We start from the raw sequence: 13137 nt of genomic DNA on the forward strand, positions 1-13137 counted from the left end.
TCAAACCAGTGATGTCACCACTTCTGGTGCACGTGCGGCTTGATCGACCGTTCATAAAGCTCGGCAATCTTTGCCAGTGTCGCTGCCGACAATGCCGCAATATCACCGGCACCCGCATTGATATGCGCCTGAGCTTCATTGCGGGCACCGGGAATAACCACCGAGACCGCCTTCTGCTCCAGAATCCAGCGCAGAGCGAACTGCACCATGGAACCATTCTGCGGCACCAGTGGCTTCAATTCCTCTACGGCCGCCAGTGCCGCCTCGAACGGCACACCGGCAAAGGTTTCGCCGACATCGAAGGCTTCGCCGTTCCGATTGAAGTTGCGATGATCCTCCTTGGCGAAAACCGTCTGAGCGCTGAGCTTGCCTGTCAGCAGACCCGATGCCAGCGGAACGCGGACGATGACACCGACATTCTTCTTGGCCGCTTCCTGCAGGAAGAGGTCATGCGGACGCTGGCGGAAGATATTGTAGATGATCTGCACCGTTGCGACGCCGGGATATTCGATTGCCTTCAAAGCTTCCTCGACCTTCTCGACCGAGACGCCATAATGACGAATCTTGCCCTTGATTTTCAGCCCATCAAGCGCCTCGAACACATCCGGACGGTAATAGACTTCTGTCGGCGGGCAATGGAGCTGGACCAGATCGAGCGTGTCCACTTCCAGATTTTTCAAACTGCGATCCACAAACGCTTCGAGATTCCCGGCATTGTAGCCTTCAGAAACATGCGGATTCAGCCGACGGCCAGCCTTGGTCGCCACCGTCGGGCGCGTGCCGCCACGGCTTTTCAACACATCGGCAATAATGCGTTCCGAGCGACCGTCGCCATAGACGTCGGCGGTATCGACGAAGGTAACACCCGCATCGAGCGCGGCATTCAGCGCCTTCTTGCCATCAGCTTCCGAAACATCACCCCAAGAGCCCCCGATCTGCCATGCACCGAAGCCTATCTCCGAAATCTCGTAGCCCGTGCGTCCCAAAATCCTGGTTTTCATACTGAACTTTCCCTGTCGCGGCGGCCAAACTGGCACGCATAGTGGAATCGGATATTCGCAACTCCTCTATGCGCCCTTGTGACAGAGATCAACACTCGGACGTCGCTGCCATCAGCGATCATGTGAAGGAGCTTCGGGCCGGACCCCGCCAGAGAATTTATAGAATTTTAATAAATTGAAACGCTGAATGAACGACCGGTTCTGCAGGCATTCAGGTTGGAACGCATAGCTTCGCATGAGTTACACAGAAGGTATCCGTCATGCTTGCACAACGTCTTGGCATCGTCTTTTTTATTTTTGTGGCATTTGCCTTATCCTTCGGCAGCTTTGTCAACTACACGGCGAAGTATGGCCGTTACGCGCATCTCGCCTCTCAGGGCAAGGTTATGCAGGACACCGATAGAAACTAACCCGTCAATCCCCCATGAGCGCTATTGTCTGCGTTTCTCCGCCTTCTCAAGGCGCTTGAGCAGATCGGCAAACTGCGTTGGCAGTTCCTTCTCAGCCTGAGAGAGCCCGGAAGATTGAACCGCGTTGCGAAAATCCTGCCTGACCATCTGTGTGCGTATGACCGTGGCAACCGGTTGACGCGGTATTCCATGTTTTACAGCCATGACCCTTCCCATCCATTTCTGGAGCAAGATCGGTATTCATCTGCCGAGGCGTGCCAAACACCTCGAAAACACATTCACTCACACTTGCCTGTCACATTCCCGGCAATGTTTTTGCCTGGGGTACAACGGGCCGAGGATACGTTCGTTTCAAATTTTACGAGCTTATGGTCAACAAAGCCTGAAGAGCCTGTGTAAAACAGGTTTCAGCAAGCCCGCGTGCATTTATCGACAATTTTATTGGATGCAGCAGGAACCCAAGTGCCGTTGTCGCGTTCTTTCCAAAACCCCAAAAGGATGTGTCATGTTGATCCGTGTCGGATATGAAATTGCTATCAAGTGCAACCAGCCAACCCCGATGACGACCTATCTCAATCTGGAGGCAGGACGGCTTTCCGACATTGTTTGCGAGCGTGGCCCAACGGCAGCGCCCTCTGTAAAGCTTGAGAGTTTCCAGGATCTTTTCGGCAACAGCTGCCTGCGCCTCCTGGCACCGACAGGCAATCTCTCCTTGAAATACGACGCCGTGGTCGAGGATGATGGTCTGCCCGATCCCATTGACGAAAGTGTGCAGGAATTGACTGTCGACAAGCTACCGACCGAGTGTCTGGCATTTCTGTCGGCGAGCCGTTACTGCGAAACCGATGAGCTCAGCAATCTGGCATGGAGCCTTTTCGGCCACGTCAAGCCGGGCTGGACCCGTGTTCAGGCGATCTGTGATTACGTCAACCAGCGATTGACGTTCAGCTATGGCTTTGCCCGGGCCACGCGGACCGCCGCGCAGGCACATGAGGAGCGGGTTGGTGTATGCCGTGACTTCGCGCATCTGGCCGTTGCCTTCTGCCGCTGCATGAACATTCCGGCGCGCTATGTGAACGGATATATGGGCGATATCGGCGTCCCTGCCGATCCTGCGCCGATGGATTTCAACGCATGGTTCGAGGTGTATCTCGGCGGCCGGTGGCACACATTCGATGCCCGTCATAACCAGAGGCGCATCGGACGTATTGTTGTTGCTCGTGGACGCGATGCCGCTGATATTCCGCTCATTTACACATTCGGACCACATGAATTGACAAACTTCAAAGTCTGGACGTTCGAGGAAACCGACCCTTCTTTCTCCAGCCAGCGCTTTGAAAAGATTTCCCTGGTCACGCCCTGGTTCAGCCAACGATGGTCTCGCTTGTCCCGGCATATCCAAGCAAGAACCGACGCAGAGAACACCCTATAGCGCGGCTGCGGATCATCGCCCTACAAAAAAGGTGAAGCCGGCTCATAATCCTCGCTCGTCATTGCCATATTCTGATGTGTCGCGCGTTCGTTTGCACTGCGGTAAGCTCTTCCGCTGCCGCAAGAAATCGTTTCGGATTGCCATGCCACATTTGCAGAGCTAGCCTTTGTGCGTCGCGGGATTTTCATTTGATTCAGGGAAGGAAGACTTCCATGCCTTTCGCAAATCCTCCAGAACCGGCCTACTCACAGGATGATTGGGACTTGATGCAGGCAGCTTATGACAAAGCGGCGGCAACTCTTCTCATGCAGTCCGGCACGAACGAAGAAGCTCAGATTATCGCCGAAACTGTGATGACGGCTTTCAATCGCGGCAATCGCAGCGTGAATTCACTTGCGGCTCTGGCAGTCATAACAGCGATCAATTCACATCCGGCTGTCACTGGAACGGATGCCGAGCCAGAGAAACGATATGCGTGAATTCTGTACAGTGTTGATCGCCATTCAACTTTGACTTTTATGGGTATTTCCGGCACATGAGCTTCGGATACATCGCTCACGTCGGGGGTCAGAGAATGAAGTTTATTACCGTCGCGACACTGTTAAGCAGCCTTGCATTGGCCGCCTGCGGCTCCTACGCGTCATGGACACCGCGCAAAACCGAGATCACGGCAACAAACCCCATAGAATGCCAGCGTGGCATCGGGATTTGCCCGGAAGCCTATGGCCGTGCCGGGCAAATGCGCGGTGGGAACGGTTAAGCGCCGAGTCCGGTTAGTCTTTGAAGCTGCTCCGAAACTGAACATTTATGTCGTCCACAATGCTTCCGGGGTTCTGACCTCTTTGTAAACCTTGATTGATGCGATCCGATGCCGATTGCTGAAACGCCATATAGCCGTTGTGGCGTGGGCGCACCCAAGCAGCCTCAAGTGTCTTGCGCGTTGCCAGATAGAAATTGGAGGTGGCCGCGTTGACTGCGTGATCTTCCCACGCATCTGCATGGCCCGGTTGACCACCCGCCTCCGCATAAAGACCACGCTGCACCTCGCCGCTGGCAATCCAGTAAGCGAAGTTGACGGCCTCTTGCCGGTGCTCGGAAAACGCGGAGACAGCGATACCTGTTCCACCAAGTGCAGAGCCAACAGGCCCCTTGTCACCAGCGACGGGAATATCGGCAAAGGCAACAAGATGCGGCCGAAACTTTGGGATAGCATAGTTGACGTAGCCGTAGATCAGAGGTGCTAGCGCAATCTTTGATCCGGTCTCAGCCATTCGTTCGAGTACGGCAATCGGATCCATCTCGAAACATGCCGGATCAACGAGCGCACTGATTTCGCGCATCATTTCCAGAACCTGAATACCATGTTCCCGATCGATCAGACCACCTGCCCCCGTTGCACAGGGCGCGCCCAAGTTTCCGCTCAAAGTATAAAAAGTCATAAGTGAATGGGGCGGCCGGAGTGGAAGCAGTATCCGCCCCTCACGGGCAAGTTCAAGCATTTCGGCCCACGTGCCGGATGGCCGCTCCAAAAGATCGGGACGCCAGGCACAGACCTGTGTTGCCGTATCAATCGGAAAGGCCCATTGATGATCTTGCCAATGGTAACTTGGGTAAGATTGCCCGACGCTGCCCTTAAGCAGCGCATGGCGTTCCACCTCCCGGCCCACAACATCCAGCGGAGCGAGGCAATTCTCTGCCGTAATCTGTCCGACATGCGGGTGATCAATAACGATCAGATCATATGCCCGGGCGAGTTCCTCTACGGGAAAGGATTCGAAATCCTGAAGGGAGCGCTTGTCCCATTCAATGGCAATTCCGGTCTTCTCAAGCCAAAGTTTGGAACAGGCAACCATAGGGTCAAAGCCACGCGGATGGCTCCACGTCATCCCCTTCAATGTAATTTTACTCACAGGCCGAACTCCTTGCGGATCGCTTCACTATGCTCACCGATGCGCGGCGCAGCCCTGTCTGATTTTGCCCGTTTGCCGTTCACCCGAATGGGTGAGCGCGTCGTGAGAATCGAAACGTTGTCCGCCCGCTTCACCGTCTGCAGCATGTCAAGAACCTTGAAGCCCTCGCTTGCCATCAGCTCTTCCCAGTTCAGTACCTTGGCACACCAGATATCGGCTGGCTCAAGGATCGAAAGCCAGTGGTCCGTCTCCTGAGTGGCCAGTTTACCGGCGATGATCCGTTTGATTTCATCCCGGGCGGTAAACCAGCTGGCCGGTACATCGCGATAGGGTGCCAGTTCATCAAGTTCGAGAAGATCTGCGAGTTTTGGCAACGGTGTCATGGCAAGAGCCAGATAATTGTCCTTGGTTGGATAAACACCATAGGGTGCCGAGAGATAAGCATGGGCGCTGCGGAAATCAGATCGTTTCGGCAGACGGCGGCCATCATTCAAATGGGTGGTCAGGACTTCAAACTGGAAATCAATGAGCGACTCCAGCAAGCTTGTTTCGATATGGCTGCCGGTTCCGCTGATCCCGCGCCTTACCAGTGCGGCCAGAACTCCTTGAACCGTGGCAGCACCCGCCAGCATGTCGGCAACGGCAAGCCCGAATGGCACCGGGCCCTGACTTTCATCACCGTTCAGCCACATCAGACCCGAGCGCGATTGCGCCAACAGATCCTGACCGGGGCGTCCTACCCACGGGCCTTCCTCGCCGTAGCCGCTGATGCTGGCATAGACAAGATGTGGATTGATGGCCCTGACCGCTTCGTAGTCGAGGCCCAAACGCTTGATGACACCAGGACGAAAATTCTGAATCAGGACATCCGCCTTGCCGAGAAGCGTCCGCAGGGAAGCGAGATCGCTCTCATTTTTCAGGTCAATCGCCAAACTTTCCTTGGCACGGTTAATCGCGTGAAAAATAGTAGAATCGCCACCGATTTCCGTATCGCTCAGATAAAGCCGCCGGGAAAGATCACCGCCATCGGGACGCTCGATTTTGATGACCCGCGCACCAAGGTCCATCAGGCGCAGCGACGCATAGGGGCCGGACAGGAACTGGCTCATATCAACGACGAGCAAGCCGTCCAGCGGCAGATCAGTATTATCCGTAGTCATTATTTCTCGGTCTTTCCAATAAAGTCGGCGGGGTTCTGATATTTAACCGTCTGCAGATGTTCGCAGTAGAGAACGAGCTCGCCCTCATTCTTGAACACCTCGTAGCTCGCGCGGATCAACCCCAGTTCTTTGTAGCGCGGGCGTTTATCAAGATTGGTACGGATCGTGTAAATCGTATCGTTCAGGAAAACCGGCTTGATGAACCGCAGCTTGTCATAACCATAGGAAAAGGCGTTGACGCAGTTGGTCGCGACAAGGCCAAGTCCCGCAGAAAAAACGAACGCTCCGGCGACCAGCCTCTTGCCGAAAATGCCTTCGCTCTCAGCGAACATCTGATCCTGCACGTAGGGATGGATGTCAGTGACAAGCGTGTTGAAAAGGTGACTGTCACTTTCGGATATCGTCCGTCGCAGCGAGCGGATTTTCTGTCCGGCCGGCCAATCCTCATAGAACCAGTTTTCCGCATTCCATACCGGCAGTGCCGCGTGGTCGGCAGGCATATTTTTCGGGTGGGTCGATGACACACCCACGGTCGGCGCGAAGTCCGTCATGTCAGCACCTGAAAGGTGCATTCAACTGGCTTTTGGCTCTCAGGAAAGGACTGAAGTCCCATTAGATAATCCTCCTCAATCTTCTTTTGTAAATATTATTTTCACATATGGGTATTCCTGACAAGTCATAAAACGCGGGAAAATACGCTGCAACTGCAAAAAGCCCGATGACCAGACATTTCAATCTGGCCATCGGGCTCTTTTGTTCAGAAATCTGTAATGCGGAGGGCTAACGCATGACGACACCCTTGGTCGTCAGATGCTCCCGGTCATGCGGCCGGTCGAAATCAAGCAATGGGCCAGCCGGTACGATGCCCGTCGGATTGACCGAAGCTATGGAGTAATATCCAGCTTTGATATGATCGATTTTCACGGTCTCGCGCACGTTCTCGTACTGATAGAGTTCGCGCAGATAGTTGGAGAGATTGTGATAGTCCTCAAGCCGCCGGATGTTGCATTTGAAAACACCGTTATAAGCCGCATCGAACCGTACCAGAGTAACGAACAGACGCCAGTCCGCTTCGGTTATATAGTGTCCTGCCAGATAGCGATGATCGGACAGATGCGCCTCAACACGGTCAAGCGCTGCGAAGACATTCTGCACCGCTTCATCATAACTCGCCTGCGATTTCGCAAAACCGGCGCGATAGACACCATTGTTGATGTTGTCGTAGATGAGCGCGTTCCACCGCTCAATTTCAGGTTGCAGGCTCTCGGGATAAAAATCTCTGCGATCACCGGTCAGCCCATCGAAAGCGGAATTCAGGATACGGATGATGTCGGCAGACTCATTGTTGACGATCTGTCCTTCCCGGCAATCCCACAACACCGGAACGGACACCTTGCCCGTATAGGTGGGCAGGCTCGCAGTATAGAGCTGGTGCAGATAATGAATGGGGGGCGCCTTTGGTCCTGCATCGACAAGGTTGGTGAAGGTCCAGCCGTTTTCGCCCAAGGCTGGCTCGGCCACAGCCACACTGATCACGTTTTCCAGCCCCTTGAGATGACGAAAGATCAGCGTGCGTGAGGCCCAGGGGCAAAGATATGAGACAAAGAGCTGATAACGACCTGCCTCTGCCTTGAATGTGGGGGTGCCTTCCTTGTCGAGAACTCCATCCGGTGTAATCCAGTTGCGAAACCGGGTCGGCTCGCGATGGAAGGCTCCGTCTTTCATTTCACTGGCGGCAACGTCGCCCTTGATCCATTGTCCGTTCACCAAGGCTGGCATGTGCTCATTTCCTGACTGTTCAATTGTGCGTCAGGATCGCATTTCATGGGTGGCATTCATACCACCCATGCTTTGACAGACTGTTTTTGCCTCCGCGACAATGGCGTAGGCAGGCCCCTAATCGGTCACGGCGCCTTCACTGGCGGATTTGGCCAGCTTGGCAAACTTGGCCAGCACACCGCGCGTATAGCGCGGGGCAGGCTGTTGCCACGCCTTCCGTCGCTCTTCGAGTTCGGCATCGCTGACTTCGAGCTGCAACAACTGCTTGTGCGCATCGATGGTAATCGTGTCGCCTTCCCTGACAAGAGCAATCGTGCCCCCCTCGAAAGCTTCCGGAGTGACGTGGCCGACCACCATGCCCCAGGTACCACCAGAGAATCGGCCATCGGTGATGAAGCCAACGCTTTCACCAAGGCCGCGTCCGATGATTGCCGATGTCGGGGCAAGCATTTCGGGCATGCCGGGTCCACCTTTGGGTCCGAGATAGCGCAGCACCAGCACATCGCCCGGCCTGATCTTGTCGGAGAGGATGGCATCCATCGCAGACTGTTCATCATCAAATACCCGCGCGGGGCCCTGAATTACAGGGTTTTTCAGTCCTGTGATCTTAGCGACAGCCCCGCCCGTTGCCAGATTACCTTTGAGGATGGCGAGATGCCCTTCCTTATAGAGGGCCTTGTCGATCGGCCTGATGATGTTCTGATCAACTGGCGGTGCGTCGGGAACATGGGCCAGTTCCTCGGCAATGGTGCGCCCGGTGATTGTCAGGCAATCGCCATGCAGCAACCCGGCATTCAGCAAGATTTTCAGAACCTGCGGGATGCCGCCAACCTGATGCAAATCCACCGCCATATATTGACCGGAGGGCCGAAGATTGCAGATGACCGGAACCTTGCGGCGCACGCGCTCGAAATCATCCAGCGTCCATTCGACTTCCGCCGCATGGGCAATAGCCAGGAAATGCAGCACTCCATTGGTCGAACCGCCTGTAGCCATGATCAGCGATACGGCATTCTCGATTGAATTGCGGGTGATGATATCACGCGGACGAATCCCCCGGCGCACAGCCTCAACGAGAACGCGCGCGGATTCAGCTGTACTATCCACCTTTTCGGTATCCGGATTGGCCATGGTCGATGAGGACATGAGCGACATGCCCAATGCCTCGAACGAAGAGCTCATCGTATTGGCGGTGTACATGCCGCCGCAGGAACCGGTGGACGGACAGGCATGCCGTTCGATGCCTTCAAAATCCTCCTGAGACATCTTTCCGGCCATGAAGGAGCCTACTGCTTCGAAGGAAGAAACAATGGACAGGTCTTTGCCCTTCCATTTGCCCGGCTTGATCGTACCGCCATAGACGTAGATTGCGGGAACATTGGTCCGGGCAATGGCCATCATACCACCCGGCATGTTCTTGTCGCAGCCGCCAAGCACCAGAACACCATCCATCCACTGACCGTTGACACACGTCTCGATGCAATCGGCGATCACCTCGCGCGAGATCAACGAGTATTTCATGCCTTCCGTGCCCATCGCCATTCCGTCAGAAATGGTCGGCGTGCCGAAGATCTGCGGATTGCCGCCCGCTGCCTTGACGGCGGCCACTGCCGCGTCGGCCAAAGGCTGCAAACCTGCATTGCAAGGCGTGATGGTGGAATGGCCGTTGGCAATGCCGATCATCGGCTTGTCAAAATCCGCCTTCTCATAGCCCAGTGCATAATACATGGCCCGGTTGGGTGAGCGCGCTACGCCCTGCGTGATGTGTTTCGAGCGTTCATTAGCTGGCATGACTATTCCTCCCAAGGACATTTTGGTTCGAAGACCGGATCGTCTCTTTGTTTAGAGCGTTTCCAAACAAGTGTGAAATATATAATTCACGCTTGATTAGGTTGTTTTTCATATTACAAACAGAGTATGGATCTGCGTCAGCTCCGCTACTTTATCACTGTTGCCGAGGAACTGCATTTCGGACGGGCGGCCGCGCGGCTCAACATGACACAGCCGCCGCTCAGCCAGACCATTTTGGCGCTTGAAGAAGAAATCGGCGTGGAACTGTTCACACGCACCAAGCGCAGTGTTCAACTGACCCCAGCAGGTACGCAATGGCTGGATCATGTGCGTGCACTTCTGGAGGGGGCAGCGGCCCTTCCCGGCATTGCCCGGCAACTGTCACAGGGAACCATGGGCTCCTTGAAGCTCGCTTTTGTCAGCACAGCCGACTACAGTCTGCTGCCGACCCTGCTCGGCCGTTACAAGACAGATCATCCTGATGTGCAGATTGCGTTGCAGGAGGCAACGAGTGACTTGCAGATCGAAGCTCTTTTGGGCGGAGACATCCATGCCGGCTTGATAATCCCGCCATCACAGGCGAGCCTTCACACATCTCTTGCCTATGTGTCCTTGCTTGAAGAAGAACTAGTTGCTGCAGTACCTGACGAATGGATAATGTCTGGAAGATTTGATCTCTCCGGCGGAGCACTCGACATCCACGATGTCCTGTTGGAGCCCCTGATTATCTTTCCCCGGCGCAGCGCTCCTGCCTTTCACGATCTGATCACCGGCTACTACGTCGCCAATGGCGCGGTTCCGTTCATTCTGCAGGAAGCCATCCAGATGCAGACAATCATCAGTCTGGTCTCTGCAGGAATGGGCATGGCACTGGTGCCGCAATCATTACAGAATCTCGGCCGTACCGGTGTTCGTTATCTGAAGTTGTCAGGCAAACCGCCACGAATCGAGACTGGACTGGTCTGGCGCCGTGACGACCCATCGCCAACACTCAGACATCTCATTGATATCGCTTCGACGTTCAACGGATCGCCTTGACGAGATCCTTATCAGGGAAACACGTGGCAGGCAGGCCCTGCTTCGTTTGCCAATCACCAATGGAGCGCCGTGTCTTGAACCCAGGAAAGCCGTCAGCCCCACCGGCATCATAGCCCTTTTTCTCCAGCGCTTTCTGCAATCCGGCAATATCGGAACGATACAGCCCGCCGACGTCACCCCAACCAACCGAAAAACCTCTTGCGCCATTGGCAATGCGGTCACCGACATGTCCGACGAAAAGCGCATAGAGATCGCTCATATTATATTCTTTGATCACGTAGAAATTCCTGGTGACGACAAAAGCCGGACCATGCCGCCCGGCTGGCATCAGCAGGAAGCCTTCGCGACTGGTTTCGCTGGCCGGAAACGGCTTGCCATTGACGCGGGCAATACCAAGCTTGGCCCACGCTGCAAAAGGCTTGCCCTGATCAGGACCTTCGAGTGAACAACTGACAGCCTGCGGGACATTGACCTCGTAGCCCCAATCGCGGCCGCGCTGCCATCCATACTGTGCAAGATAGTGACCGATGGAACCAAGGGTATCGGGAACGGAATTCCAGATATCCCGTTTGCCATCACCGTCGAAGTCCACAGCGTGTTCCAAGTAGGAGGTCGGCATGAATTGTGGCTGGCCCAGCGCCCCTGCCCACGAGCTTTTCATGCTTCCAACGCCAATATAACCTTTCTCCACGATCTGGAGTGCCGCAACCAATTCCTTGCGGAACATATCCTTACGCGTTGCCATGAAGGCTTTCGTGCCAAGGACAGCAAAGGCGTTGTTGGGAATCTTGACACTGCCATAGCCACTTTCACGGCCCCAGATGGCGAGAACGATCGGCCCCGGAACGCCATATTTGCTTTCAACAGCTTTCAGAATTTTGGCGTATTGCCCGGCGCGGGCCGCACCGCCTGATGTCACCGCATTGACCGTCTTGTCGTTGAAATATTTGCCGGGCGAACCGAACTCCGATTGCCGCTGTTCCTTGGGCGTCTGGGGCTTTTCGCCGGGCATGACCAGATCGGGCAGATCGAAATTCAGCGTGACGCCGGAAAAGGCCTGATCGAAAACTGCTTTAGAAATGCCTTGGGATTTGGCTTCAGGCCAAAGATCGCTAGCGAGCCACGCCCGGAACTGTGCGTCAACTTCAGATTTTGAAGCGGCCAATCCGGTGCTTGCGTAGAGAAGTGTTGCGATCAACGCCCCCAGGGCAAATCTCATCGGACGTTTGATCAAAGGTCTTCTCCCTATATGGACGTCCGCGCACGCAGCGCTGCTGTCAGCGTACCCTCATCCAGATAATCAAGCTCACCACCAACGGGAACGCCGTGTGCCAGCCGCGTGATACGCACATCAAAATCAACAAGCTGGTCGGTGATGTAATGCGCCGTCGTCTGCCCTTCGACCGTCGCATTAACGGCGAGGATAACCTCCTTGATTTCACCTTCCGCCACACGGCTCACGAGGCTCACGATGTTGAGATCATCAGGGCCGACGCCATCCAGCGGCGACAGCCGGCCGCCGAGCACGTGATAACGGACATTCATTGAACCGGCCCGTTCCAGCGCCCAAAGATCGGAAACATCTTCGACCACAATCAGTGTAGCGCGTTCGCGGCGCGGATCAGTACAGATCATACAAGGGTCGGATGTATCGACATTGCCGCATGTGGAGCAGATTCGCACCTTCTCCGCAGCGTCCTGCATGGCAGAACCGAGCGGGATCAGCAGCGCTTCCTTCTTCTTGATAAGATGCAGCGCAGCACGGCGGGCAGAACGCGGCCCAAGCCCCGGCACTTTGGCCAAGAGCTGGATCAGGCGTTCAATTTCAGGGCCAGCGATTCGTTTCGACATATCGCCGGTTTAAAGCAAATTTCGCCCATAGGGAATCAGAGACGCACCCGGAATTCAACTCACGCGGAAAAGAGGGCGATATTTTACAACCCTGCATTCGTTGTTGCCAACGGCAAACGAAGCAATCATCACCCCCAAGCGCCTAACAGCGCAACAGTTCAAATGCGAAGCAGCGGCATCGTCCCAGCCGGTGCATCGGGAGAATGGGCTACCCGACTGCGGCATCAGCCTTGCCTTTGAACTTGGAGGTGACTCTATGCGGATCTTTCCGTTTAGCATCACCCTCATAATGAAGAAGACCCGGACGAGCTGGTTATGGACCGTCCGGGTCGATTTTCACAAATGAGGAAGGGTGGCGAGCGAAGCTCGCCGCCCACTCCAAGGACAATATAAACCACGCTTGCGTCTTTTCCAAGAAGCTTGCAGTTGTACGCCCATTCTCAAAAAGGCAGTTTGAAGCCCGGAGGGATCGGCAAACCCGCTGTCAGTGCCTGAGTCTTTTCCGCCATGATCGCCTCGACTTTGCCTTTCGCCTCATTGTGGGCGGCAATGATCAGGTCTTCAAGAATTTCGACATCATCTTCCTTGAACAGGGATGGATCAATCTTGAGCGAGGTCAGCGCACCTTTGCCGGACAATTTCACTGTGACGAGACCGCCACCGGCATGGCCTTCGGCTTCCAAAGCCGCGATTTCTTCCTGCATGGCCGCCATCTTGCCCTGCATTTCCTTGGCCTGCTTCATCATGCCCATAATGTCACGCATG

15 protein-coding genes are annotated in these 13137 nt (G+C 55.1%); 5 read left to right on the plus strand and 10 right to left on the minus strand.

The features are described from left to right. Nucleotides 1–14 precede the first annotated feature (14 nt). A complete protein-coding gene (locus FHW16_RS04580) occupies nucleotides 15–1001 on the minus strand; it encodes an aldo/keto reductase (RefSeq protein WP_182547946.1) in 987 nt (328 codons plus the stop codon). Between the two features lie 260 nt (nucleotides 1002–1261). On the opposite strand from FHW16_RS04580, the gene FHW16_RS04585 reads away from it, so the two are divergent. Next, on the plus strand, nucleotides 1262–1411 hold the full coding sequence (locus FHW16_RS04585) for a hypothetical protein (protein WP_182547947.1): 150 nt from the start codon (nucleotides 1262–1264) through the stop codon (nucleotides 1409–1411). Between the two features lie 21 nt (nucleotides 1412–1432). Here the strand turns inward: FHW16_RS04585 and FHW16_RS04590 are convergent, their stop codons facing one another. After that, nucleotides 1433–1615 carry a hypothetical protein gene (locus tag FHW16_RS04590; RefSeq protein ID WP_182547948.1) on the minus strand — a complete coding sequence of 61 codons (183 nt, stop codon included), beginning with the start codon at nucleotides 1613–1615 and terminating at the stop codon, nucleotides 1433–1435. Nucleotides 1616–1916: 301 nt separating this feature from the next. Here FHW16_RS04590 and FHW16_RS04595 point away from each other — a divergent pair, with 301 nt between their 5' ends. The 3 genes from FHW16_RS04595 to FHW16_RS04605 all read left to right on the plus strand — a co-directional run bounded on the left by FHW16_RS04595 (nucleotide 1917) and on the right by FHW16_RS04605 (nucleotide 3603). Beyond that, nucleotides 1917–2843 (plus strand): transglutaminase-like domain-containing protein, encoded by a 927-nt coding sequence (locus tag FHW16_RS04595; RefSeq protein ID WP_182547949.1) that lies wholly within the window; start codon nucleotides 1917–1919, stop codon nucleotides 2841–2843. 212 nt (nucleotides 2844–3055) lie between these two features. Beyond that, nucleotides 3056–3322 carry a hypothetical protein gene (locus tag FHW16_RS04600; RefSeq protein ID WP_182547950.1) on the plus strand — a complete coding sequence of 89 codons (267 nt, stop codon included), beginning with the start codon at nucleotides 3056–3058 and terminating at the stop codon, nucleotides 3320–3322. 95 nt (nucleotides 3323–3417) lie between these two features. After that, on the plus strand, nucleotides 3418–3603 hold the full coding sequence (locus tag FHW16_RS04605; RefSeq protein WP_182547951.1) for a hypothetical protein: 186 nt from the start codon (nucleotides 3418–3420) through the stop codon (nucleotides 3601–3603). A gap of 13 nt (nucleotides 3604–3616) precedes the next feature. On the opposite strand, the gene FHW16_RS04610 is transcribed toward FHW16_RS04605, so the two are convergent. From FHW16_RS04610 to ilvD, 5 genes are all read right to left on the minus strand, one after another. Continuing rightward, nucleotides 3617–4729: an extracellular solute-binding protein gene (locus tag FHW16_RS04610; RefSeq protein ID WP_182548920.1), complete on the minus strand. Its 1113-nt coding sequence runs from the start codon at nucleotides 4727–4729 to the stop codon at nucleotides 3617–3619. 20 nt (nucleotides 4730–4749) lie between these two features. Beyond that, the gene (locus FHW16_RS04615) at nucleotides 4750–5913 is read right to left on the minus strand and encodes a CaiB/BaiF CoA transferase family protein (protein WP_182547952.1); all 1164 of its coding nucleotides are present in this window, start codon (nucleotides 5911–5913) and stop codon (nucleotides 4750–4752) included. After that, on the minus strand, nucleotides 5913–6464 hold the full coding sequence (locus FHW16_RS04620) for a MaoC family dehydratase (RefSeq protein ID WP_182547953.1): 552 nt from the start codon (nucleotides 6462–6464) through the stop codon (nucleotides 5913–5915). The genes FHW16_RS04615 and FHW16_RS04620 overlap by 1 nt, the downstream gene beginning before the upstream one ends. A gap of 229 nt (nucleotides 6465–6693) precedes the next feature. Then, entirely contained in the window at nucleotides 6694–7692 is a 999-nt protein-coding gene (locus FHW16_RS04625) for a glutathione S-transferase family protein (RefSeq protein ID WP_182547954.1), read from the minus strand. 117 nt (nucleotides 7693–7809) lie between these two features. Beyond that, complete coding sequence (ilvD, locus tag FHW16_RS04630) at nucleotides 7810–9483, minus strand: dihydroxy-acid dehydratase (protein WP_182547955.1); 1674 nt, start codon at nucleotides 9481–9483, stop codon at nucleotides 7810–7812. Between the two features lie 126 nt (nucleotides 9484–9609). On the opposite strand from ilvD, the gene FHW16_RS04635 reads away from it, so the two are divergent. Further along, a complete protein-coding gene (locus FHW16_RS04635) occupies nucleotides 9610–10521 on the plus strand; it encodes a LysR family transcriptional regulator (RefSeq protein WP_182547956.1) in 912 nt (303 codons plus the stop codon). On the opposite strand, the gene FHW16_RS04640 is transcribed toward FHW16_RS04635, so the two are convergent. From FHW16_RS04640 to FHW16_RS04650, 3 genes are all read right to left on the minus strand, one after another. After that, nucleotides 10505–11740, minus strand: a complete 1236-nt coding sequence (locus FHW16_RS04640) for a lytic murein transglycosylase (RefSeq protein WP_182548921.1) — start codon at nucleotides 11738–11740, stop codon at nucleotides 10505–10507. The genes FHW16_RS04635 and FHW16_RS04640 overlap by 17 nt on opposite strands. A gap of 26 nt (nucleotides 11741–11766) precedes the next feature. Further along, complete coding sequence (recR, locus tag FHW16_RS04645; RefSeq protein WP_182547957.1) at nucleotides 11767–12372, minus strand: recombination mediator RecR; 606 nt, start codon at nucleotides 12370–12372, stop codon at nucleotides 11767–11769. A 440-nt stretch (nucleotides 12373–12812) separates the two neighbouring features. Further along, nucleotides 12813–13136 (minus strand): YbaB/EbfC family nucleoid-associated protein, encoded by a 324-nt coding sequence (locus FHW16_RS04650; protein ID WP_182547958.1) that lies wholly within the window; start codon nucleotides 13134–13136, stop codon nucleotides 12813–12815. Between the last annotated feature and the right edge of the window lies 1 nt (nucleotide 13137).

The organism is Phyllobacterium myrsinacearum, assembly GCF_014138285.1.
Taxonomy (GTDB): Bacteria; Pseudomonadota; Alphaproteobacteria; order Rhizobiales; family Rhizobiaceae; genus Phyllobacterium; species Phyllobacterium myrsinacearum_A.

What these genes read in the sequence shown, in the direction of transcription:
- FHW16_RS04580 (WP_182547946.1), bottom strand. Translation starts at nt 1,001, where the DNA reads ATGAAAACCAGGATTTTGGGACGCACGGGCTACGAGATTTCGGAGATA.
- FHW16_RS04585 (WP_182547947.1), top strand. Translation starts at nt 1,262, where the DNA reads ATGCTTGCACAACGTCTTGGCATCGTCTTTTTTATTTTTGTGGCATTT.
- FHW16_RS04590 (WP_182547948.1), bottom strand. Translation starts at nt 1,615, where the DNA reads ATGGCTGTAAAACATGGAATACCGCGTCAACCGGTTGCCACGGTCATA.
- FHW16_RS04595 (WP_182547949.1), top strand. Translation starts at nt 1,917, where the DNA reads ATGTTGATCCGTGTCGGATATGAAATTGCTATCAAGTGCAACCAGCCA.
- FHW16_RS04600 (WP_182547950.1), top strand. Translation starts at nt 3,056, where the DNA reads ATGCCTTTCGCAAATCCTCCAGAACCGGCCTACTCACAGGATGATTGG.
- FHW16_RS04605 (WP_182547951.1), top strand. Translation starts at nt 3,418, where the DNA reads ATGAAGTTTATTACCGTCGCGACACTGTTAAGCAGCCTTGCATTGGCC.
- FHW16_RS04610 (WP_182548920.1), bottom strand. Translation starts at nt 4,729, where the DNA reads ATGACGTGGAGCCATCCGCGTGGCTTTGACCCTATGGTTGCCTGTTCC.
- FHW16_RS04615 (WP_182547952.1), bottom strand. Translation starts at nt 5,913, where the DNA reads ATGACTACGGATAATACTGATCTGCCGCTGGACGGCTTGCTCGTCGTT.
- FHW16_RS04620 (WP_182547953.1), bottom strand. Translation starts at nt 6,464, where the DNA reads ATGACGGACTTCGCGCCGACCGTGGGTGTGTCATCGACCCACCCGAAA.
- FHW16_RS04625 (WP_182547954.1), bottom strand. Translation starts at nt 7,692, where the DNA reads ATGCCAGCCTTGGTGAACGGACAATGGATCAAGGGCGACGTTGCCGCC.
- ilvD (WP_182547955.1), bottom strand. Translation starts at nt 9,483, where the DNA reads ATGCCAGCTAATGAACGCTCGAAACACATCACGCAGGGCGTAGCGCGC.
- FHW16_RS04635 (WP_182547956.1), top strand. Translation starts at nt 9,610, where the DNA reads ATGGATCTGCGTCAGCTCCGCTACTTTATCACTGTTGCCGAGGAACTG.
- FHW16_RS04640 (WP_182548921.1), bottom strand. Translation starts at nt 11,740, where the DNA reads ATGAGATTTGCCCTGGGGGCGTTGATCGCAACACTTCTCTACGCAAGC.
- recR (WP_182547957.1), bottom strand. Translation starts at nt 12,372, where the DNA reads ATGTCGAAACGAATCGCTGGCCCTGAAATTGAACGCCTGATCCAGCTC.
- FHW16_RS04650 (WP_182547958.1), bottom strand. Translation starts at nt 13,136, where the DNA reads ATGCGTGACATTATGGGCATGATGAAGCAGGCCAAGGAAATGCAGGGC.